The organism is Panacibacter ginsenosidivorans, assembly GCF_007971225.1.
In the GTDB taxonomy this organism is placed as follows: Bacteria; Bacteroidota; Bacteroidia; order Chitinophagales; family Chitinophagaceae; genus Panacibacter; species Panacibacter ginsenosidivorans.
Map to the genome: position 1 here is coordinate 4,114,276 of NZ_CP042435.1, position 20,661 is coordinate 4,134,936.

25 protein-coding genes are annotated in these 20,661 nt (G+C 37.9%); 7 read left to right on the forward strand and 18 right to left on the reverse strand.

Translation table 11 applies throughout. The features are described from left to right. Window positions 1-54 precede the first annotated feature (54 nt). Window positions 55-714, reverse strand: coding sequence for a Crp/Fnr family transcriptional regulator (locus FRZ67_RS17235; RefSeq protein ID WP_147191543.1), 660 nt, complete (start codon window positions 712-714; stop codon window positions 55-57). Between the two features lie 433 nt (window positions 715-1,147). On the opposite strand from FRZ67_RS17235, the gene FRZ67_RS17240 reads away from it, so the two are divergent. Next, a complete protein-coding gene (locus tag FRZ67_RS17240) occupies window positions 1,148-2,152 on the forward strand; it encodes a transposase (RefSeq protein WP_158638393.1) in 1,005 nt (334 codons plus the stop codon). Beyond that, entirely contained in the window at window positions 2,055-2,723 is a 669-nt protein-coding gene (locus FRZ67_RS17245; RefSeq protein WP_147191547.1) for a transposase, read from the forward strand. The genes FRZ67_RS17240 and FRZ67_RS17245 overlap by 98 nt, the downstream gene beginning before the upstream one ends. Window positions 2,724-2,816: 93 nt before the next feature. Here FRZ67_RS17245 and FRZ67_RS17250 read toward each other — a convergent pair whose 3' ends face one another. The 3 genes from FRZ67_RS17250 to FRZ67_RS17260 form a co-directional block, all read right to left on the reverse strand. After that, window positions 2,817-3,344: a GNAT family N-acetyltransferase gene (locus FRZ67_RS17250; protein WP_147191549.1), complete on the reverse strand. Its 528-nt coding sequence runs from the start codon at window positions 3,342-3,344 to the stop codon at window positions 2,817-2,819. 248 nt (window positions 3,345-3,592) lie between these two features. Further along, window positions 3,593-4,774, reverse strand: a complete 1,182-nt coding sequence (locus FRZ67_RS17255) for a glycosyltransferase (protein ID WP_147191551.1) — start codon at window positions 4,772-4,774, stop codon at window positions 3,593-3,595. Window positions 4,775-4,831: 57 nt separating this feature from the next. Beyond that, window positions 4,832-5,398, reverse strand: a complete 567-nt coding sequence (locus FRZ67_RS17260) for a Crp/Fnr family transcriptional regulator (RefSeq protein ID WP_147191553.1) — start codon at window positions 5,396-5,398, stop codon at window positions 4,832-4,834. A gap of 359 nt (window positions 5,399-5,757) precedes the next feature. On the opposite strand from FRZ67_RS17260, the gene FRZ67_RS17265 reads away from it, so the two are divergent. Further along, the gene (locus tag FRZ67_RS17265; RefSeq protein ID WP_225975381.1) at window positions 5,758-7,302 is read left to right on the forward strand and encodes an IS1182 family transposase; all 1,545 of its coding nucleotides are present in this window, start codon (window positions 5,758-5,760) and stop codon (window positions 7,300-7,302) included. Window positions 7,303-7,395: 93 nt separating this feature from the next. Here the strand turns inward: FRZ67_RS17265 and FRZ67_RS17270 are convergent, their stop codons facing one another. The 5 genes from FRZ67_RS17270 to FRZ67_RS23790 all read right to left on the reverse strand — a co-directional run bounded on the left by FRZ67_RS17270 (window position 7,396) and on the right by FRZ67_RS23790 (window position 11,198). Beyond that, window positions 7,396-7,851 (reverse strand): DMP19 family protein, encoded by a 456-nt coding sequence (locus FRZ67_RS17270; RefSeq protein WP_158638394.1) that lies wholly within the window; start codon window positions 7,849-7,851, stop codon window positions 7,396-7,398. Between the two features lie 368 nt (window positions 7,852-8,219). Next, complete coding sequence (locus FRZ67_RS17275; RefSeq protein WP_147191557.1) at window positions 8,220-8,672, reverse strand: hypothetical protein; 453 nt, start codon at window positions 8,670-8,672, stop codon at window positions 8,220-8,222. A gap of 227 nt (window positions 8,673-8,899) precedes the next feature. Further along, complete coding sequence (locus tag FRZ67_RS17280; RefSeq protein WP_147191559.1) at window positions 8,900-9,535, reverse strand: hypothetical protein; 636 nt, start codon at window positions 9,533-9,535, stop codon at window positions 8,900-8,902. Window positions 9,536-9,686: 151 nt separating this feature from the next. Further along, complete coding sequence (locus FRZ67_RS17285) at window positions 9,687-10,790, reverse strand: TlpA disulfide reductase family protein (protein ID WP_147191561.1); 1,104 nt, start codon at window positions 10,788-10,790, stop codon at window positions 9,687-9,689. Between the two features lie 120 nt (window positions 10,791-10,910). After that, a complete protein-coding gene (locus FRZ67_RS23790) occupies window positions 10,911-11,198 on the reverse strand; it encodes a tyrosine-type recombinase/integrase (RefSeq protein ID WP_317131443.1) in 288 nt (95 codons plus the stop codon). Between the two features lie 285 nt (window positions 11,199-11,483). Between FRZ67_RS23790 and FRZ67_RS17295 the strand changes: the two genes are divergently transcribed. From FRZ67_RS17295 to FRZ67_RS23795, 3 genes are read left to right on the forward strand one after another with little or no spacing between them, the layout of a single operon-like run. Next, entirely contained in the window at window positions 11,484-11,795 is a 312-nt protein-coding gene (locus FRZ67_RS17295; RefSeq protein ID WP_147191565.1) for a hypothetical protein, read from the forward strand. Further along, window positions 11,771-12,082, forward strand: coding sequence for a hypothetical protein (locus FRZ67_RS17300; protein WP_147191567.1), 312 nt, complete (start codon window positions 11,771-11,773; stop codon window positions 12,080-12,082). The genes FRZ67_RS17295 and FRZ67_RS17300 overlap by 25 nt, the downstream gene beginning before the upstream one ends. Then, window positions 12,076-12,210, forward strand: coding sequence for a hypothetical protein (locus tag FRZ67_RS23795; RefSeq protein ID WP_262713645.1), 135 nt, complete (start codon window positions 12,076-12,078; stop codon window positions 12,208-12,210). The genes FRZ67_RS17300 and FRZ67_RS23795 overlap by 7 nt, the downstream gene beginning before the upstream one ends. 45 nt (window positions 12,211-12,255) lie before the next feature. Here FRZ67_RS23795 and FRZ67_RS17305 read toward each other — a convergent pair whose 3' ends face one another. Further along, entirely contained in the window at window positions 12,256-12,726 is a 471-nt protein-coding gene (locus FRZ67_RS17305; RefSeq protein ID WP_147191569.1) for a hypothetical protein, read from the reverse strand. Between the two features lie 497 nt (window positions 12,727-13,223). Further along, window positions 13,224-13,403, reverse strand: coding sequence for a hypothetical protein (locus FRZ67_RS23660; RefSeq protein WP_225975382.1), 180 nt, complete (start codon window positions 13,401-13,403; stop codon window positions 13,224-13,226). Window positions 13,404-13,658: 255 nt separating this feature from the next. Here FRZ67_RS23660 and corA point away from each other — a divergent pair, with 255 nt between their 5' ends. Next, complete coding sequence (gene corA / locus FRZ67_RS17315; protein WP_147191571.1) at window positions 13,659-14,633, forward strand: magnesium/cobalt transporter CorA; 975 nt, start codon at window positions 13,659-13,661, stop codon at window positions 14,631-14,633. A 191-nt stretch (window positions 14,634-14,824) separates the two neighbouring features. On the opposite strand, the gene FRZ67_RS17320 is transcribed toward corA, so the two are convergent. From FRZ67_RS17320 to FRZ67_RS17350, 7 genes are all read right to left on the reverse strand, one after another. Further along, entirely contained in the window at window positions 14,825-15,559 is a 735-nt protein-coding gene (locus FRZ67_RS17320; RefSeq protein ID WP_147191573.1) for a LytR/AlgR family response regulator transcription factor, read from the reverse strand. Window positions 15,560-15,571: 12 nt separating this feature from the next. Further along, on the reverse strand, window positions 15,572-16,636 hold the full coding sequence (locus FRZ67_RS17325; RefSeq protein WP_147191575.1) for a sensor histidine kinase: 1,065 nt from the start codon (window positions 16,634-16,636) through the stop codon (window positions 15,572-15,574). Further along, window positions 16,618-16,977 (reverse strand): DUF4288 domain-containing protein, encoded by a 360-nt coding sequence (locus FRZ67_RS17330; protein ID WP_147191578.1) that lies wholly within the window; start codon window positions 16,975-16,977, stop codon window positions 16,618-16,620. Before FRZ67_RS17330 ends, FRZ67_RS17325 begins: the two co-directional genes overlap by 19 nt. Before the next feature lie 225 nt (window positions 16,978-17,202). After that, on the reverse strand, window positions 17,203-17,694 hold the full coding sequence (locus FRZ67_RS17335) for an SgcJ/EcaC family oxidoreductase (protein ID WP_147191580.1): 492 nt from the start codon (window positions 17,692-17,694) through the stop codon (window positions 17,203-17,205). Between the two features lie 124 nt (window positions 17,695-17,818). After that, window positions 17,819-18,607, reverse strand: a complete 789-nt coding sequence (locus FRZ67_RS17340; protein ID WP_158638395.1) for a LiaF transmembrane domain-containing protein — start codon at window positions 18,605-18,607, stop codon at window positions 17,819-17,821. Between the two features lie 123 nt (window positions 18,608-18,730). Then, complete coding sequence (locus tag FRZ67_RS17345) at window positions 18,731-19,669, reverse strand: DMT family transporter (protein ID WP_225975383.1); 939 nt, start codon at window positions 19,667-19,669, stop codon at window positions 18,731-18,733. A 55-nt stretch (window positions 19,670-19,724) separates the two neighbouring features. Next, on the reverse strand, window positions 19,725-20,537 hold the full coding sequence (locus FRZ67_RS17350; RefSeq protein ID WP_147191584.1) for a 2,3,4,5-tetrahydropyridine-2,6-dicarboxylate N-succinyltransferase: 813 nt from the start codon (window positions 20,535-20,537) through the stop codon (window positions 19,725-19,727). Window positions 20,538-20,661: the final 124 nt, after the last annotated feature.

The window sequence follows — 20,661 nt, forward strand, 5'->3', positions numbered from 1 at the left end:
CACTAAACAAAAGATAAGAAATAATGCAGTCAACATTATTTAAAATGAATGTACTCAGCTGTGATGATACTGGTGAATTCTCTTTCTGATACGTGAAAGTGACACTGGCGTAATGCCTATAAACTGTGCAATGTATTGCAACGGTATACGTTTTACAATGTCTTGCCCCGATTCTAATAAATCAAGGTATCTTTCTTCAGGCGTTTTTACAATAAATGATTTTATGCGGTCTTCAAAAAGTATATTAAACCGTTCTGATATTAACCTCCCCAATCTTTCCATTTTAAAAGACAGCAAAGGATGTTCTAATAAAACCTGCATGTTCTTTTTTGAAATGATTATAAAAATTGTTTTTTCCAGTGTTATGATATCATATAGAGAGGGATAGCCTGTAAGAAAGCTTTTTAAAGCAGTAACAAAGTTGTTTTCAAAAGCAAAATATCCTGTTATTTCTAATCCATCAACTATACTGCAGTAACGCACTGAGCCCTTAAAAATATAACCCAAATCTTCACAAATTTCACCGGTTGTTGCAAAACACTCATTCTTGTTTCGTTTTTTAATTTCTAAAAAGTCAGCAAATACTTCCCATTCCTTATCGGTGAATGTAATGTAACTTTTAATTTTCTCCCTGTATACGGGTAACAAAATGGCTCTTTCCAATTCTTCGCCTTTACGTAAATAAACAAATAATTCAATCTTTCTGTAATGCAATTTTACATCGGCTGATGTATATAGTATTATTTTGTTAAACTATTTATTTCTTTTGCGAACAAATGTAGACACAGATGACATTCTCTGATATCCTCAACCCAGGTCATTTTGATAATTGTCGGAAAGCAGAATGGTCGCTAACGTTGAAGCATTTGTGTTTGTGGCGGAATTTTAAATCTGTCAGCCTGGTACAAATGATGATGTAAAATACAAAAGTTCATTGTTAATTCTATTGCTCAATGTATAACATCGGGCTGGGGCAGAAGCTGATAGTAGCACACAGTTGAAACGGCGTTATCAGTCCGCCGACATAACACAAATGCAATGTACCTGTTGCACAACTAAGATACCCACATGATGTGAATGAAGCAAGAAACAGAATAATTTTTGTTGAGAATAATTCATGCAAGGCAAAAAGCAAATAGAACCAAAAATGCTCTATACGATTACGCTGGAGCAATTGGTGCCGCAGGATAATTTCTACCGGCGGTTAAAAAAAGTAATAGCAATGGATTGGCTGTATAAAGCCACCACAAAGTATTATGGCAGTGAAGGTCAGAAAAGCATAGATCCTGTAGTGTTTTTCAGGATGTGTTTAATAGGTTATATCAACAACATAACCAGTGATCGTAAGCTGATAGAATTTTGTTCAGACAGTTTAGGGATAAGATTGTTTTTAGGTTATGATATAGATGAAGCATTGCCATGGCACAGTACAATAAGCAGGACAAGACAGTTGTATGGAGAAGAAGTATTTAAACAACTCTTTGAGCAGGTATTTGAAAGATGCATGGAGAGTGGCATGATAGCAGGCCCCACACAGGCAGTAGATGGGGCATTTTTAAAAGCCAATGCAAGCAAGGATAGTCTGGAAATAAAGCAGGTAAATAAAAGTGTGGATGAATATTTACTGGAAAACATAAAAGCAAATACTACAGCACGCAGACCAGCAAAAATAAACAGGGCAGATGAAGATCAGCAACATATGGATGGCGATGATGAACAGCAGGCGAGAGAATTAAAAGAATTAGATACGAGGTATCAGCGGCAGGAGAAAAATTATGAAGAGATGCCGGGCAGTGAAAGCAGGGGTAAGTTTTTAAGCAACAAAACACATTACAGTCCCACCGATCCGGATGCACGAATAGCCGTAAAGCCAGGTAAACCAGGAGAATTGTATTACAATGGTCAGATAGCAGTAGATACAGCACATCATGTAATTACCCATGCACAGAGTTTTACAGCAGATGTTAAAGACTGTAGGGATTTAATAACGGTAACAAGACAACTGCAGGCAAGACTACAGCATCATGGGATGGAGATAGAAAAACTACTTGCAGATGCAGCCTATAGCAGCGGAGAAAAATTATCAGTACCTGGAACAACAAAACATCACAGCGTATATACCATTACTGGGTGGAGCATTAAGCGGCAGTGAAGGATTTATGTATGATGAACAGAATGATTGGTATATCTGTCAAAACAATAAGATATTAAAAGGAAGTGGCAGAGTAGTAGACGATGGAAGAGGTCACCTGGTAAAGAAATATTTTTCATTACAAAGTGATTGTAAAAATTGTCCATTAAGAAAGACCTGCATCAGTGATAAAGCCAAAACAAAAAAAGTACAGCACAGTATATACAAAGCAGAACTGGAAAGAGCAAAGGCAAGACAACAGACCGTAAAAGCAAGGGTGATGAAGAGAAAGGGCAGTAGTACGGTAGAACCGGTATGGGGCACACTGATCAATTTTACCGGCATGAAGCGTTTAAATGCAAGAGGAATAAAAGCAGCCAACAAAATGCTGTTACTGGCGGCTACAGTATATAACCTTAAGAAATGGTTGCGGTATAATGCACCTAAGACAGCAATCAAAGCAATGGCACTTATAAAAGCAAACAAGGCAGCAGGTTTTGACTTTTTAAAAATCATTGTACAGCGACTTGTTTTAAGCCCAATAGCGGCATTAAAATTTTCTGTCTGTAAAATGTGTTTTACAGGAAAGTAAAAATAGCTTCTCTCTAATAGCTTCTAAATGCTTTTTGAAATGGAGAATAAATGTAACTTTTTGAAATTATGGTTGTGCAACAGTGACCCCATGTTAGCGGATGCCCGGCTTATTTAAGACAAAAAATGATTGAGTTGTATATACTGTGGCAGACTTGAAATAATTTTGAAGCCGGCCATATTCAACAAAACCTGCCCTTTTATAAAGTTTCACTGCCTTTTCATTTTCGAAAACAGCACTCAAAATTATTTGCTCAATCAACTCGCTACTAAATGCCTTATCAATGGTTTTTTGTAATAAGATTTGCCCTACACCTTGTCCTTTATAGTTAGGGTCAACAAACATTTGAACTACCTCGCCACGATGTTTTGTTTTTTGCCTTGTTTCAGCGAGGAAACCGCATATGCCAATTAATGTTTTATCTGTATTAAATGCGCCGATTGTAAAATTATAACTGTCAGGTTGGGAAATTGAATTATCTAATTTCAAAACTTCAGAATTTCTCTCTTCTTGGGAAGTTGTTCCGAAATTATTTGGATATTGTTCGAGGCAATTGATTCTAATCCTACGATATTCGCCAAGATCGTCTGGCCCCAATAACCGATAGAATATTTCATGCATAATTTGTAATTCTTTTGACTGTCACCCCAGGGTTTCCGCTAACGTTAAAGCATTTGTGAAGGCATGGAATTTCTCGTTCCGTCAGCCTGATACAAATGTTTAGTTGAAAAACTAAGGTTGAAGATAATTACAAATGTTCAATAGCGTAATGTCGGCTGATAACAAAAGATGATAAGAATTACTGCTGCTCATTGCGGCTGGTCAAGCCATGCTTTTACAAATGCACTTGTTAGCCACCGGTTTATTATTCAAATCTTTTCAATTAATGCGATCGTCTTTTCCAAACCTTTTGAGTCTTGTAGTTTCTGTGCTATCTCTAATGCGTTTTCTTTATACCTCTTATTGTTTACACAATCATTGATTGCGGCTATTAAAGCAGAAACTGATATCTTTTTAAAATCACAAGAATGTGGACCCAATCCTAATTTGACAATTGTCTTACGGTTCTCAAACTGGTCAAACATATAGGGAAATGCAGCTTGGGCAACACCTGCTTTTGCTGCATACGCCATCGTACCGCTTCCACCATGATGTATGATTGCAGTCATTTTAGGAAATAACAAATCAAACGGAACATCATCAACATACAAGACGTTGGGTGAAGAATTAATTGTTGCCAGTTCTGCCCATCCCTTTGATATTATTAATCGTTGGTTTGTTTTCTTTGATACCTCTTCAAATATATCAGTTAACTTACCAGGATTTGATATTGGGTTACTGCCAAAGCTAATAAATACAGGAGGTTTCCCGGCTGTGATAAAGTCTTCAACATCCTTGGATAATTCTTGCAATGGAGATAAAAACATATAACCCGTTTGGGTGTATGTTGCCTTAACACCATCTCGTACTTTATTTAGAACAACATCAGAAGCAACAATTATGTTATCACCTCCAAAATATTTAACTACATTATTAATAGGTGATATCCCTCCTTCTTTTCTTTTTTTATTTATTGTGCCTTTTAGTAGTTTATTTAGCATTGACATGCCCATATTAAATTTCAAACGTTCCAGAAAAGAACCGGTGTTTCCTGGGCCTAATGCCGAAGGGTAAAAAATTACTAATCGAAAAGGGACTTTGGCAATTTCAGCAGCAGACCTTACGCCAAAAACAATTCCGGAAGCTAACACTAAATCTGACCCCTGAATAATTTTCGGAAGAAACTCTATCTGTTTTTCGATCTCCTTTTTTAGTCCTTTAGCAGACGAAAAACTATCCGGCGATTTTTTAGCGGCGGCATTTATTTTCATTTGTTCTCTCACATTTGGACCGAAAGGTCTGAAAGGACAATTGTAACTTGTTACTAACTTCTCATTCTCCGGATTAGCGCAAAACAATACTTCATGTCCCCTTTTTATCAATCCATCTGCTAATGCAAGCATTGGTTGAACTCCCCCCCTTGTATCATATACTACTATTGAAATTTTCATAACAAGAATTTAGAGCCAAATATGAACTAAAAAGGGAGATTATTATTTGACATTAGGTCAAATAATTGAAGCTCTGATGCGGCTCAAAGTTTCTTGGGTAATGTCCAAAAATGAGGCGACATGTTTCAACTTTGCCTTTTGCATGATTTCGGGAGCAAAAGCTAGCATGGCATTATATTTTTCTTTCGCTGTCATTAACTTAAATCTATAGTTAACTTCATCAATACCGGCAAGAAAGTATCTTAACTGCTTTGTATGAAATTTAGTAAACAATGGATATTTATCCAAGAGTTTTTGTTCGTCATTAAAAGAGATGGAATAAATCACAGTATCCTCACATGCCTGTAAATATTCATATGCAGGTTTTTGTTCAAAAAAACTGGGCATAGAAGTAGTCATTTGATTGCTGCCATAAAACCAAATAGTTACTTCCTCTTCGTTGTATATGAAAAACCTGCGTACAAAGCCCGATTTTATAAAGAATACCTTAGTGCAAATTTTTCCTGCTTCCACAAGTAATTCATCTTTCTTGTATACTTCTTCTACAAATAGATTCTGTACAGCCTGTGCTGTCTCATTATCAAGTTTTTGAAATTTATTTATATAATTTAATAATTCTAACATTTTAGATGCAGTGTCTTTTTAAACTGGTGGCTAACGGTAGGGCTTGCTGCTGTGCTGGAAATCGACTTCCTTCAGCCTGGAAAGTTAGCCCAACAGCGAACCTGTAGATGAAGATATGTACAAATGCTGAACGATGAAAGTCTGGCCCGGACTGCTGACGATAGATGCAATAAAGTTGAATTTAAGAACTAATGTTGAGATTTATTCGTCGAGCCCGAACGACAGCCTGGATTTGCAATTAGCTGATGTTACAATGTCGAGCCCAACTTGCATAAAACCCAATGTGCGTGTTGCACAACTAAGATACTCACACTATGTGAATGAATGAAGAAGCAGAATAATTTTTGCTGATATTTTTTATGCAAGGGAAAAAACAATACAACGAACAACTCTTTAAATCATTTCAGTTATCAGATCGTGTACCGGAGGATAACTTTTACCGCAGACTTAAAGAGCTGCTTGATCTTAGATGGCTATATACCACTACAAAAAAGTATTATGGTACAGAAGGTCAACAGAGCATTGACCCTGTTGTTTTTTTCAAACTAATTCTTATTGGTTATTTAGAGAACCTGGGTAGCGACAGACGCATCATTAACACAGTTAGCATGCGTTTGGATATGCTTTTTTTCATTGGTTATGATATAGACGAAGCCTTACCATGGCACAGTACTTTAAGCAGAACAAGACAGTTGTATGGAGAGTCTGTATTTAAGGATCTGTTCAGGCAGGTATTAAAGCAATGTATTGATAAAGGCATGGTAGCAGGCAGAAGACAAGCTATGGATAGTGTTGCCGTAAAAGCTAATGCAAGCATGAGCAGGCTTGCAGAAAAAGCAGTACTCGATGACGGGGATGATTATACAGATGAGCTCAATGATACGGATGACGGCGATAAACAAAACAAAACTGTATCATCAGCAAGAAAAAGATCTGTTGATCTTCATCATGGGTGGAAAGCCAAGGCGTATAAGGATATGCCCAAAGGGAGCAAAGAACAGCAGGCAGCATCAAAATTTGTAAGCAATCACACGCATTACAGCACTACGGATGCAGATGCAAGAATATCTGTAAAGCCGGGTAAGCCCAGGCAATTAAATTATCATGCACAGGTATCAGTAGATACAGCGCATCATGTCATTACACAGATACAGGCAGATCATGCCAATAAAAAAGACTCTCAGTGTTTATCCTCCTTATTAAAGAATACTATTGATAATTTACAGCAGCACGATCTTGAAATAGACGAAGTACTGGCAGATGCAGGTTATAGCAGCGGCACAGCATTGCAGGCATTGGAAGATAATAATATTGAAGGATATATACCCAACTTTGGTCAGTACAAACCATCAAGGGACGGGTTTACTTATGATAAAGAAAATGATCGTTACACCTGTTCAAGAGGTGTGCATCTGCCTTTTAAAAAACTTACAACAACAAGTCTTGGTTACCAGATGAAAGTATACCGGAGCAGTAGTAAAGACTGTGGTCACTGCCCATTAAGAAGCAAATGCATCGGCAAGAGTGACTTTAAAAAGATAGATGATTCTGTTGATAAACCTTTATATGATCGTATGCATGCAAGACTACAAACTAATAAAGCCAAACGGATGAAAAAGATAAGGAGTGCAACAGTTGAACCTGTACTTGGCACACTGGTCAACTTCTTAAACATGCGGCGGGTAAACACAAGGGGTATAAGACAGGCTAATAAATGTATGCTGATGGCAGCTATTGCTTATAATATTAAAAAACTGATGAGGTTTACAACAAGAAAAGTACAGATTGATACAAAAGCTTTGCAGATAAATCTGCAAAACACTTTTTTATTTGTTTTAAGCTTTGTCAGTATGTATAGAGACACCTATCATTTACACCTCGTAAAAAAACAAAATCAGGTATAACAACAATAAACTGATTTAATAACAGCCAGATAGTAATCGATTAATTTTTTTGAGGTAGTTGTGCATCAGTCACCACCTGTTGTGTGCCCGTGTTTATCGGTTCTTAAATCTTACAAATTCATCTGCGTGTAATCTGACAAAGGTTTCCAGCAGCTTCATTGTCTTTTCATGTTGAGCAATAAAAGCTTTGTCATAGGGCTTGAACTTTCTCTGGATATACTTCCAGTCCCAAGTTTTAAACTTTTGCGTGATAGAAGCTTTATTTGCCAAATAAACTCTGTTCACACCCTCAACAACTTTTAGCATACTTGTATCATTGATAAGCTTTAATGCTTTGACCGTTTCCGAGTAATAAGACTTGTAATTGTAGTAAAAGTTTGCAAAGCCTAATTCGCCGCCAATAACCGCCCTTTCAAGTTCCCATATATAAAACAAAGCCTTTTGTTTGTCGGTAAGTATTCCCGCTGATACAGCTCTCCTTTCAGGGTCACCGGATAATGTGTCATTGATTGGTTGAAAAATAATCCAAGTAAAGTCTGAGCCCTTCAATGTGTCAAATTGTCCCTTGTCAACTATTGAATAAAAATGGCTAGTATCAATTGAGTTTACTCTGCTGAATACTTTGTTGTCAGCAGAAGTCAAAACGGAAAATAATATGACTACAAATAAATACCGCATTAGTAGAATGGTCGGTTACATGGCACACAACGCACATGCATTGGCGAAGGCACGGCATTTATTCTATGCCGCCTGGTACCAAAGCTGATTGTTTATAAATAGCTGATTGAATATTACCAATTTTCAGTAGCACCACTGTCGCCGAAACAACCGTTCCTCCGTGAAATTATAGCCGATGCGTTATTCGTCCGCCGTGCTTTTGCCAATGCAAGGTTGGCTGTAGTTGTTTTGTCCCCAGGTTATTTGTAATTGTCAAAATTCAATTTAGTTGGCAAATAAAATGTCCCACTAAATTTGTTTTTATTCTTGTCGGTAGCATCGTCAAAATGTATTGCACCAGTTGAAGCATAAACCAGTCCTGATGATAGAAAAGTGTTGTCTTTAAGTTTAACTTCAAGTATAATATGTCCTGGCTTAATTAAAAGTCCGCCAGCAAACTTTGCTTTCTTAAGTTGCTCTTTTAAAATCGTAAATTCCTTTGTCGTCAAAGTATGTATACCGCTGTAATTTTTAACTTTTATAGTTACAATATTGTCTATTGGGAAAATTGAATCCAATAATTGTCCCTTGGCTATAGTTATACTTCCTGTATTTGTTTGCACTTGAGAAAAATTCATCTTAGTGTTCAAACTAAATAATACAATTAGTAAAACTATCATTTTATAAGGCTTAATTGATGATGTTGCTACCATGTCAAGGTCAATTTATGGTTGAAGTCGGTCTACAATTACAGCCAACGAGCAGGGCTTTATGCAGGTTGGGAAATAGCATTCCGTCTGCCGACAACCGCTGCTGATTGAAAATATAAAGTTGAATTTAAGAACTAAAGTTGAAAGTTGTTTGTCCAGCTCGAACTACAGCTTGGATTTGCAATTTGCTGATGTTTGTTTGTCGTGCCCAACTTGCATAAAACCCAATGTTAGCGGTTGTTTTTAGTCCGATAGAACTTTGCTCCTTCGGGTAACTTGTCAGAACCTACACAAAACAAAGTGTCGTTTTTTAATTGCAGTTGAATTTTGTCTAAGTAAATACGAACGGTGTCATTAGGCCCCGGCAAAACAGGTGACGGAGCATCTTTGAAACCTACGAACGTATATTCAACTTCTCCTTTTTTTAGTTTTCGTTTTGCTTTTTTAGGCTCTGCGACTTCTGTTGATTTGATTGTGTCCGTCTGTTCTTTTTGTTTAAAGGTGTCAAAACTGGTCAGGATAATTGTTCCATTGTCATTAGTCCATTGCCCTTGTGAGATTTTTTGTCCATAACAACCTTGGTCATGAAATTTAAAAGTTCCATTGTCTTGCAGTGTCAACTCAGAAGAGTACCAAATGGTGTTACTATATTTCCACGCACCAGTCAGTGAATTTTGAGTTTGTGTCTTGGTTGATGACGATAAAACCTGTGTCGCACTATTCCTGTCTTGTTTAGTGTTGCACTGTGCCAAAAGAAACAGCCCTAAAGATGCCGATATGAAATTGCGAAGTGTCACCATAAAATAACCGCTAACGGGCAGGTATTGCCGATGGTGGGGAAATAGAATTTCGTCCGCCGGGAACAACTGCCTGGCTTTTTGATAAAGTTAAATATTAAGAACTAAAGCTGGGCATTATTCGTCGAGCCCCGAACCGCAGTACAACAAAATTATTGCTGCTAATTGTTTCAATGTCCAGCCGCACTATTGGCAATACCAATGTTGTAAGCCGTACTTCTCACTCTCCAAATAGAGACTTTAGCTTTTCAATTAGACTGTCACCTTTTAAATTCTTCGCAATAATCTTTCCTTGTGGGTCAAGCAAATAATTGGTTGGTAGTTCTGTTACTGCATAACTTTTTGCAACTGAATTTTTAAAGCCATTTAAATCAGATACGTTTTTCCATGGAAGTTCATCTTTGGTAATAGCCTTTATCCAAGCTGCTTTGTTATTGTCAAGTGATACACCTAATATGTCAAAGCCTTTAGGAAAATATTTTAAATAAGCTTTTTTTAGATGGGGATTTTCAGCACGGCAGGGTCCACACCAACTTGCCCAAAAGTCAATTAAAACATATTTTCCAATAAAGTCTGATAAACGAACAATATTATTAGCTGTGTCAGCTTGTTGAAAAGTAATTGCTTTTTTGTTAAGTGCCGTGAGCTGCTCCGCTTCAAATATTTGATACTTCAACTGCTTGCCAACACTATGATTTTTCAAGATAGGCGACAACGACATGAAAAGCTTTTTTGCTCTTTGTATTCCATAGCTTTTTTGAAGTTCATTGAGTTGAGCAAGGCTAATGTAAGATGATGGATGTGCTTTAATAAAGCGGGCAATAGAGTCGTTTATTCTTTTAGTAATCGCAACATTTAGTTTTTCAAACTTTTTACCTGTTGCAGAGTCGCCACGGTTATATGCAGCAAAGACACTGTCAAAGGATGCTGATTGAGATGCAAAAAAGGGTTTAATAATAGCCCTTAGTTTTTGGGCAGATTTTAATTCTTTAGAACCACTGATACTAGCCTGTCGTAATGAGTCAGCATTACCTTTAAATTTTAACTTGTCATTGCTTAAAATAAAAGGGAAGTAAGCCGGTTGCCCTTCTACCAATAAAGAGTAATAATCGGTCTCTTTTACTTTGCCTTTTAAAGTAAACTTTCCACTTTTTACAATTGCAGAGTCAATTGCATTTGCTTGTGCCGTTGGAGCTACATAGATTTTTTTGCCATCAGCGTTTTCAATTTCTCCTGCTATTTCGAATCCTGTTGAGTTTTGTCCATAGGTGTGCAAAGAAAAAATCAATAAAATTAGGATGGCTAATTTAGTTTGGTGTGTCATGATAGTATGGCTTACAACGTGTGTATTGGCGTTATTATACGCAATGTAATATTTTTTGTGTTATTGAAAACCAACCATTTAGCCGTTATACATTTTATATTGTCGTTAGGACAATCCACCCTACCATTCTATATTTTCATTCTTCAATAGATCATCTAATTTGCTTATAATATTTACAAGTTTTTGTTTACTTACGTGTAAATATCTTTCTGTTGTTTTAATATCGAAATGTCCCGGTAACTCCTTTATATATTTAATATCTGTTCCCTTATCAAGCAAATGGGTTGCAAAACTGTGGCGTAAACTATGAATGCCAACTTCTTTTCTGATTCCCGCTTTCAGTTTCGCATTGTAAAAGATTTTGTACTGTTCTGGGCGGGTATGCGTTACCTGTTTGTTCGCTTTCAAATAAATAAGTAACCGGTCTTGGTTGGTAGTTCTTGATATAACTTCTAAGTAAGTCAAGTAACACCGGACTCAGGGTTACATATCTGTCTTTTTTTCCCTTTGATGAAAATGCTTCGCTTTCTTACTCACAGGGTTGCAGGGTAAGGGCTTTGTTTTTCAATAATACTAAAATATATTTATTACATAAAATTTCTTTGTTGACTCTATTGCATAAAAAGACCGCTTATAAAAGCGGTCATACAGAATTAATTTTTGTAATTTATCTTTTCAGCAACTTTTCCAGCCTTGCCGCTAACATCCGGTTTTAGTATTCGCATGGTTTGTCAGCAAACCGCAATTCCGGAATATGAATACAGCAATATGGAATCAGGTGCAATCATAGATGAACAGGAGGCAGAGCTACTGGGCACGCTGCTCGGGGTGGAACCTTATTATCTCAAAGATTACAGCATGCAATTGCAGTTTATCAATGCTGCACAACTCATGCTTAATGCAAAAAATAAAAAGATCAGGCAGCTTGCCAATGCATTAAAAAGAAAGATTAAAACAACCAACAAACGGTTATCAAAACCATGTACAACGAACCTGAATTCATAAGACTCATTTTCCTGCTCGCAGATACACAGTTATGGGTAGATAAATTATCCAGGGATGCATTGATGCCGCTACCTGTAAAAGACAAAAGCAAACTTCAAAGAAAAACATATTATCTCTCTATTGGTGCGCTGGCACATATTATCGAAAAACATTATAATGCTGTCAGTCGTCATCCGCAATCTGGTAAATTTACCATACCTGTTGCAGACATTGTTAATCATATCAAACTCGCCGCCGACATACAGCCGCAGGCAATTCCGGGAGCCTTAATTTTTATCGCGTGCTAAAAGTTACTTCACCCATCGGACACGACTATAGCGGAACCACCGTTAATGAATTTACTGTTATAACCGATGCGGCAGGTAACATTGTTACAGCCTTTCCCGGTGTGCTAAAAGATCATTGTATCCTGTAAAAAATCAGTGTATGGTGCCGTTATAAAAGCTGATCACATTTGTTATTATGGAGGATCAGGAACAAAATCGATAGAAGAATAATTTCCTGTTGCTACCATGCAGTCCGTAAATAAGTATGCTAATAGCAATTCTGCAAATAACAGGTCAGGTGTTGAAATGATTTTTACGATTTTCTTTTCAATGGGCTTTTTTAAATAAAAAGATCTTAGGTTTTTTAAAACCTGTTCTGTACTTTCTCCCGCTTTCAGTTGTTGCATCGCTGCACCCGTAATACTGCGGTATAAACCTTTTACTTTCTTTGTTGCCGGTATCTGCCTGTAAATTTCAGAAGCAACTTTTGAAGCGTTACCCATCAGCGCTGCATAGTACATTGTGTTTTTAAAAGCCGGATCGCACTTCACACGTTTACCCGAAAGGGTGCTTTTGCAACGCACATAATATTTACCATCCATTTTATAAAAACAGAGGTTGTCATAAGTACCTGTAATAAAATGTAGCCTTATCTGCTTTGCCATACTTAAAATTAAGAAGGAGCTGGTGCACAAAAAATCGTAGCAGTACGTAAAAAAAGCGTACACCTACGTTTTTTTCATGAACAATGAATCGGGGTCCGGTTTAATATCCATAGCTTAAGGTTGCAGTCTCGTTACATTAACGGCTTCTTCCCACTTAATCGGTACTGTAGGGCTATTAAAAGCGTAAATCCATTTATCGTAGTTGCAGCACTTTTCTGTTTGCCTATTTCTTATTTTACAAGATCATTGGGCTCCCATATTTCTATTTTGTTTTGTTCTATGTCGAGAATATGTACAAATTTTCCATACTCGTATGTTTCAATGGTATCCAAAACTGTTACGCCATTTTTCTATAATTCATTAACAAGTACTGTATGGTTCTCGACACGGTAATTGATCATAAAACCTTTAGCAGATGGCTCAAAGTATTTTGTTGTTTCTTTAAACGGGCTCCATTGTGTAAACCTTTCTTTTTGGTGTCTGCCCCTTGCCGCCATTCAAACACGGCTCCATATTGGGGAGTCTTTGCACTTAAAGAATATACCGCCAATACCGGTAATCTTTCTTGCATCCTGCGCTTCATTATTGTTTTGTACAAGCATTGCCTTGAAGGCAAAACCGGAAATAAATGCTGTGGCAATAATAAATGTATTAAGAATTGTCTTTTGATGCTGCAAGATTATTGATCTTACTAATGTACAATGCAGTAGCTATTTAAACGAACAAATATTCTTCTTTGCTGAACAATGAACAGAATGCACAAGTGAGTGACACAACAGGCGATGCCCAAAGTGCCTGAAGCCCATACCCAAAAAATCTGCGTAAACAAAAAGCGAAACACAATTGTAAAAAATTACATTTGTAAGAGCCTTACCGGAATTGTTTATACCGGCTGATTGCTTAGTGTTTTTCTCACCTCATAATTGTTTGCCATGAATGAAGTAATTAATTGCGCTGCTTACTCCAAAGGCCTTCGTGTTGCAAACGTGGAATTGAAAGATATTAAACATGTGCTGCAACAGGATGATCATTTTGTATGGATAGGTTTACATGAACCAAGCGAAGAAATGTTGAATGAAGTGCAGCAACAATTCTGCCTGCACGATCTTGCAATAGAGGATGCACACAATGCGCACCAGCGCCCTAAAATTGAAACATACGGAGAAACTATTTTTATTGTATTGCGTACTGCGCAGATGAATGAAAAGCATCATATAGATTTTGGGGAAACGCATTTTTTTGTGGGCGCTAATTTTTTGGTTACGGTACGGCATGGTTCTTCTCTTGCTTATACTGAAGTTCGTAACCGTTGCGAAAGCACACCGCAATTATTAGGCAAAGGACAAGGCTTTGCCTTATATGCAGTGATGGACTCAATCGTTGATCAGTACTTTCCGGTGGTAGACGCGCTGGAAACAGAACTTACTGCCATAGAAGAAAAAATATTCAGCGAAAAACCAAGCCGGCAAACAACCGAACAGATCTATGAATTGAAACGTGAATTGCTGGAAGTAAAACGTGCCGTATCTCCGTTAATAGATATTTGTAACCGGCTGATGCGTTTTGATAAAAAACTGATAGCAGAAGAAACACAGGCTTATTTTCGCGACATATATGATCATGCTATCCGCATCAATGAAATGGTGGACAATGCACGTGAGTTACTCAATACTGCATTGGATGCTAACTTCTCACTTATCTCTATTTCGCAAAGCGAAGTATCAAAAAAAATGGCGGGCTGGGCCGCAATTATTGCCGTGCCTACATTGGTGGCAGGTTTCTATGGTATGAATTTCAGGTTTATGCCAGAGCTGGAATGGCAATATGGCTATCCTTTTGTGGTAACGCTTACGATCAGCTCCTGTATTATTGTTTATTTATTTTTCAGAAAAGCGGGATGGTTATAAATTGTATAATATTTATTTCCTGGAAACTACATTTTTTTTTGATACCGGCTATATCGTTTCATGGCATCTTCGTTGCGTCGCAAGCACTTCATCTGTTGTAATAATGGGATCTTTTAAGCTGCTCTGCAATTTATAAACTGAAATTAAATGGCTGAATGTTTAGCATCGTCTGCTGCAAGGAACGATGCGCACTACAACCCCAGCACTTCTTTCAACTTTGCATAGCCTTGTTTGCTTACCGGAATTCTTATGCCCGTACTCAGCAATACAAGATGACTGTCTTTTTCGTGTACATCTATCCGCGTTATCAATTGTGTGTTGATGATATAAGAACGGTGCACACGAACAAACTGAAATGCAGTAAGACTGTCTTCAAAAAATTGCATCGTTTTCTTTTTTAAAAAACCACCTTCAGCAGTGTGGATCTTTACATAGTCATCCGCCGCTTCCAGGTATTGTATCTGTGTTACGGGAATGATCTTTATTTTACCACCATCTTTTAAAACAACACGGTTGCTTTGTGCAGGAGATTTTGCCACTTCCTCCAGCACTTCTTTTGTTTTCTCCGTATTATTTTTTTGCTGTGCAAATAATTTTTGCATGGCTTTATCAAAACGGTCTTTGCTGAAAGGCTTTAATAAATAATCCACAGCATGTGTTTCAAATGCTTTAATGGCATACTCTTCAAAAGCTGTTGTAAAAATTACCTGTGGCGGGCTATCGATCAGTTCCAGCATTTCAAAACCATTGATCTTGGGCATTTGTATGTCAAGAAAAATAAGATCTGGCTGGTGCTGATTAATAGCTTTTACACCTTCAAAACCATCGTTGCATTCCTGCACCAGTTCAATGGCAGGATACTGTAGTAAATATTCTTTTACAATACTTCTTGCCAGTGGCTCATCATCAATGATTATAACTTTCATCCTTTTACATTTTTATTGCAATGGTGGTATTGTTATCGTTGTAATAAACAGATCGTTGCCCGATGTGGTTTCTAAAAGATCATGCCTTGCAAATAACAGAAACAACCTTCTTTTTATAGAGGCAAGCCCAAAACCTGTTCCCTGTAATGGTTGTGCAGTTTCTGCATCAAACGGGTTTTCTACTTTTACTTCCAGTAATTCATTTTTCTTTACTGCGCTGATGCTTATCATCACTTCTCCAACCGTATCATACAACCCGAATTTTATAGCATTTTCTACTACTGGCTGCAGCAGCAGTGATGGCAACTTCATTTGTAAGGTTGCTTCTTCACAATTAATCGTGGTTTGCAACCTGTAACCAAATCTTACTTTCTCAATATCAAGATACAACTGCAGGTATTCCAGTTCTTCTTTCAAGGTGCTCCATTGCTGTTCGTCTCTTCTTAATGTACCCCTCAAAAAATCACTCAGCTGTTGAATCATGTGCCTGGCTTTTTCCGGCTGGCTGCCGGTTAAAGCGCTGATTGAATTTAAACTGTTGAATAAAAAATGCGGCTGCAGTTGCTGCCGCAGTTTAAATAACTCCGCTTCCTTCGTTAATCTTTCTGCCTCTGTTTTTCTTGTTTCCATTTCCTGCTGTTCTTCCTGTGTGTACCAAAGCAGGCTTATCATGCTCATGCAACCCACCATTAATAAAGAAAATATAAACCTTACCGGAAGCGATTGTTTTAAGAATAATAAATAGTGATCATCATTTTTAAAGATCATTTTTAAAACCAGGTTCACGATAAATAGCCAGATGCTGCTTATAATAATACTGATCACAAGCACATACCAATATTTTTCCTGGCGTGGCAGGTAATAACGCATATTATTAAAGATCAGTATACAACTGCCCGCAAGTAATAAATTACTTATAAGGCTGTCGGTAATAACCTGTGTGTTGGTCAATGCAAAACCCGTTAACCCAAAGGCCTGTGCAATGCTGATGGCGGTCCACCATGCGCCATTAATATTGCGTAATTTTTTTTGTGGCGATGCAGTTGTACTCAATGATGCTAATTTAATCGTATACATTGGTGCACACTATTCTCCAATAAATGTGCAGCTTTTAATTGTGTAACACGAATATAAATATCGGCATTATCTTCTTCGCGTATTCTTGAATACATTTCAGCGCCGTCTATCAACGCGTTCATTGCGTGCAGTTCAGGCACGTCAATGAATTTCCAGCGTACCGGTTTATTAAAATTGTTTAAAAAATTATCCTGTTCCTTTTCGCCAATGCTTCTTGCTTTCTGAAATGCATGCAATTCATCTTCCGCCATTATAAGACGCAATTGTTCATCAAACTGTGGCGTATGTGCGCCATCTCCGCAAACAATCTGGTAAACTAATTTAGCAAGGTACCATTTCATGATTTGTACATTTTGCCTGCAGTGCAGGATTGGTTAATTTTTTTGTTGGTCAGCTTTTATTGTTGTTACAAAGAGAATGTTGTGCAGCGACAACCCTATGTCAACAGTGTTTATTTTTTTTTGAGCCCGGCAACAGCGTAAGAATGAAGCCTTCGTTGCGTCGCACTCTTGTACGTTCTGAACTATGGGGAACAAAAAGTGAAAAGTCAAAATATTTCGAACCTTTCACTTTTCCTTTCCCCTAAACCATTTCATTATTCTTGTAATAATTCCTTGCTTCTCTTTACGGCTATTGTGAAAAGAAGTTATTTTCCATTGACCATTTTCTTTTATAAGAATGTTTGTGTTATAAGAAAGCTTACAGTTACTAACCTGCTGCCATTCTTCCAATACTGCGCCTTCTGCATGCACCACTGCCATTTCATCGTTTAAGAACCTGATGCTTTTTATGTTTATATAAAGCCGGGTGTCTTTAAACTGGACATGTTTTGTGATATTATTTTCTCTTCCTTTAAAATGATCTCCGCGAAAGTTTACAAAATCGCTGTCTTCTGTAAAGCATGCAGTAAATGTTTTGGCATCATTATTTTCCCAGGCTGCTTGCATGGTTTCGAAAACTGCTTTAATTTTCTTTTCATCTGCTGATTGTACAAACTCATCTACCGTAATAGCGTATGGTGAATATTTGCTGAGTGTTTGTGTTAGTGCAAGATTCATAAACTAAGTTTTTATTTGTTTGGTGCTTTTTGTTGCTGCATCAACATATGCAGTACAAGAGTGCGACGCAACAGGCGTTGATAAGTATTACCAATGAAGGGCACATAAATATTGTTTTTACAGATTAGTAACTTTTTATTTCAATACCAGCAAATACACTCGTACCTTTTAGTATAAGCACTTTATTGGGATCTACTTTTGTTGCAACAGGTGGACGTTTATCTTCCATACCGGCAAAGACGCTGGTTACTTCCATCTTTACATCCCAATGCGGGGGGATAACGAGTTTGGTGCCCCCAAATACCTGGTTTGCTTCAATGATAACCGGCCCTTGTATGTCTGCCTGTGTAAGATCGATCTCTGCACCACCCATAAAACAATTGATCTCACCGCCTTTAAAATTTTTGGAGAAAATAAGTTTCTTGGCACTGCCGAATACCGAATTTACTTCTATGAATTCACCATCGCTGGTATTTATTGAGTCGGGCTGGCTGGTGTTTGCATAATCTTTCCATTTGTCATCCCATTTTTTTTTCCATTGTTCTTTGTTCTTCCAATGATCAGGCCCGCGCCATCTGTGTCTTGGTCTTGTAATAAACATAAGGCCTAATCCTATAAAAATGATTGGCGCAATGTAATCGTGCAGGTTAAGGTTTACAAACTCATTGTTTATAAGAAACAGTGTACCCACGCCCACCATTATCACCCATCCGAAGTGCTGGAATCTATGTTTTACACCAGTATAAATACCAACAAGAATAAGTATACAGGGCCAGCTAAAAAGCCAGTCAGGTATGCCTGCACCCATTTTATTGGCCAGTAATAATGCACCTACTATGAGGAAAAATACGCCTGTTACAACTTTTCCATCCCTGTGCCTGTATTCGTTTTGATTTTGATCCTGCTCTGTCATGATCTTTTGATTTTGATAGAACAAAACTAATAAGGCCATGGGCAGTATAAAAGTGTGAATAGGCAGCACGCTGCAAATAGTAGGTAAACGAAAGAAAAAGGTCGGTGAAAATTTTTGCCGCTTTTAAGAAGGTGCTATTTCCGGTGTACTTTGTTTCCAGCCAATAAGCAAAACGCCTGCAATTACCAGCAATGTACCAATGATCTGTGCAATAAATATATGTTCACCCAGTATCCAGTGCGCCTGCAGAATGGTAGATACCGGCCCAATACTGGTAACGATCGCCGTGTTATTGGCACCAATCTTTTTCATGCCATATGCAATAAGAAAAGAAGGTATGACTGTAGCAAACACAGCGAGCAGTAATCCATAAACAGTTAGTGATGCAGAAAGCTGCACATGGCTGTAATCACCTGCAACAAAAAAATGCAGCAACACACCAACTGTCGCTGCCAGCATAACATAAGCGGTGAATTTTGAGGCGCCCATTTTGGGTATCAGTCGGCCACTGCCAACAAGATAAGATGCATAAGTAAGTGAGCAAATAAAAATAAGTATGCTGCCCCAGATAAAATTCGGATTTGATTCAGTTAATTGTATCTCTCCAAAATAGGCAATACCAATACCGGCATAAGTAAGCAGTAAAGCAATTTTTTGATTGCGTGTTACAAGTTGCTTAAAGATAATTGAGTTAATAAGCACCACAAATGTTGGATACAGGAAAAGTATCAACCGCTCTATTCCTGCAGATACATATTGCAACCCCATAAAATCGAAAAGACTACTTAGGTAATAACCAAGAATGCCGAGAAAGGCAATAAGCAACCACTCTTTGGTGGTGAATTTTACATTCTCCTGTTGCCTGCTTGCAAAGAAAGCAGCCACGATATAGAAAGGCAAAGAAAAAACCATCCGCAGCATAAGCAGTGTTAATGCAGGTACGCCTGTATCTGCAAATGCTTTCTTTACCATGATGGCTTTTGTAGAAAACAGAACTGCACCAAAAAAGGCTACTATTAAGCCTGTAAAATTGCCGGAGTTTTTTGCAGATTGTTTTATCAATTAATTAAAAGCTGTCTTTAAAAAAGCCTCCCCACCGGGGAGGTCTGGAGGGGTCTTAAACGCTTACGTTGAAATCTCTCAATACATCATTCAAACTTGTTTTAAGGTCAGTGCTTGGTTTACGCTTACCAATGATCAGTGCACAGTTAACCCCAAAAGAACCGGCAGGAAAATCTTTATTATAAGTACCGGGAATAACAACACTGCGTGCAGGAACCCGCCCTTTGTATTCAACAGGCGAGGCACCACTTACATCAATGATCTTTGTTGATTGCGTAAGTACTACATTGGCGCCAAGAACTGCTTCTTTTTCAACAAGCACACCTTCAACTACTATGCAACGGCTGCCAATAAAACAACCATCTTCTATAATTACCGGGCTGGCCTGTAATGGCTCTAATACCCCGCCAATACCTACGCCACCACTCAGGTGTACACCCTTGCCTATTTGTGCGCAGGAACCAACCGTTGCCCATGTATCAATCATCGTTCCTTCATCAACATACGCACCGATATTTACATAACTGGGCATCAGCACCACATTCCTTGCAAGGTAAGCCCCATAACGTGCCACCGCATGCGGCACTGCACGAACACCCAGTTCTTTGTAATTACTTTTCAATGTCATTTTATCATAGAACTCAAATGGGGGAAGCTCCCAGGTTTGCATTTGCTGAGTGCTGAAATACATTAAAATAGCCTGTTTTACCCATTCATTTACTACCCATCCGTTTTCAGAAGGAGATGCTACACGCAGTCTTCCTTTATCCACTTCTTCAATCACGCATCTTACTGCATCATGGTATTTATTTTCTTTCAGCAATTCCCTGTCGCCCCATGCTTCTTTTATAAGTCCTTTTACTTCCATGGTCTGATATTTTCTGCAAACTTAGGTAAATGTAGAAATGTGATGGCTTTGAAATATGGAAATTATGTAATGATACCGGCTGAAGCATGCATGGCATCTTCGTTGCGTCGCATTTCGTTCATCG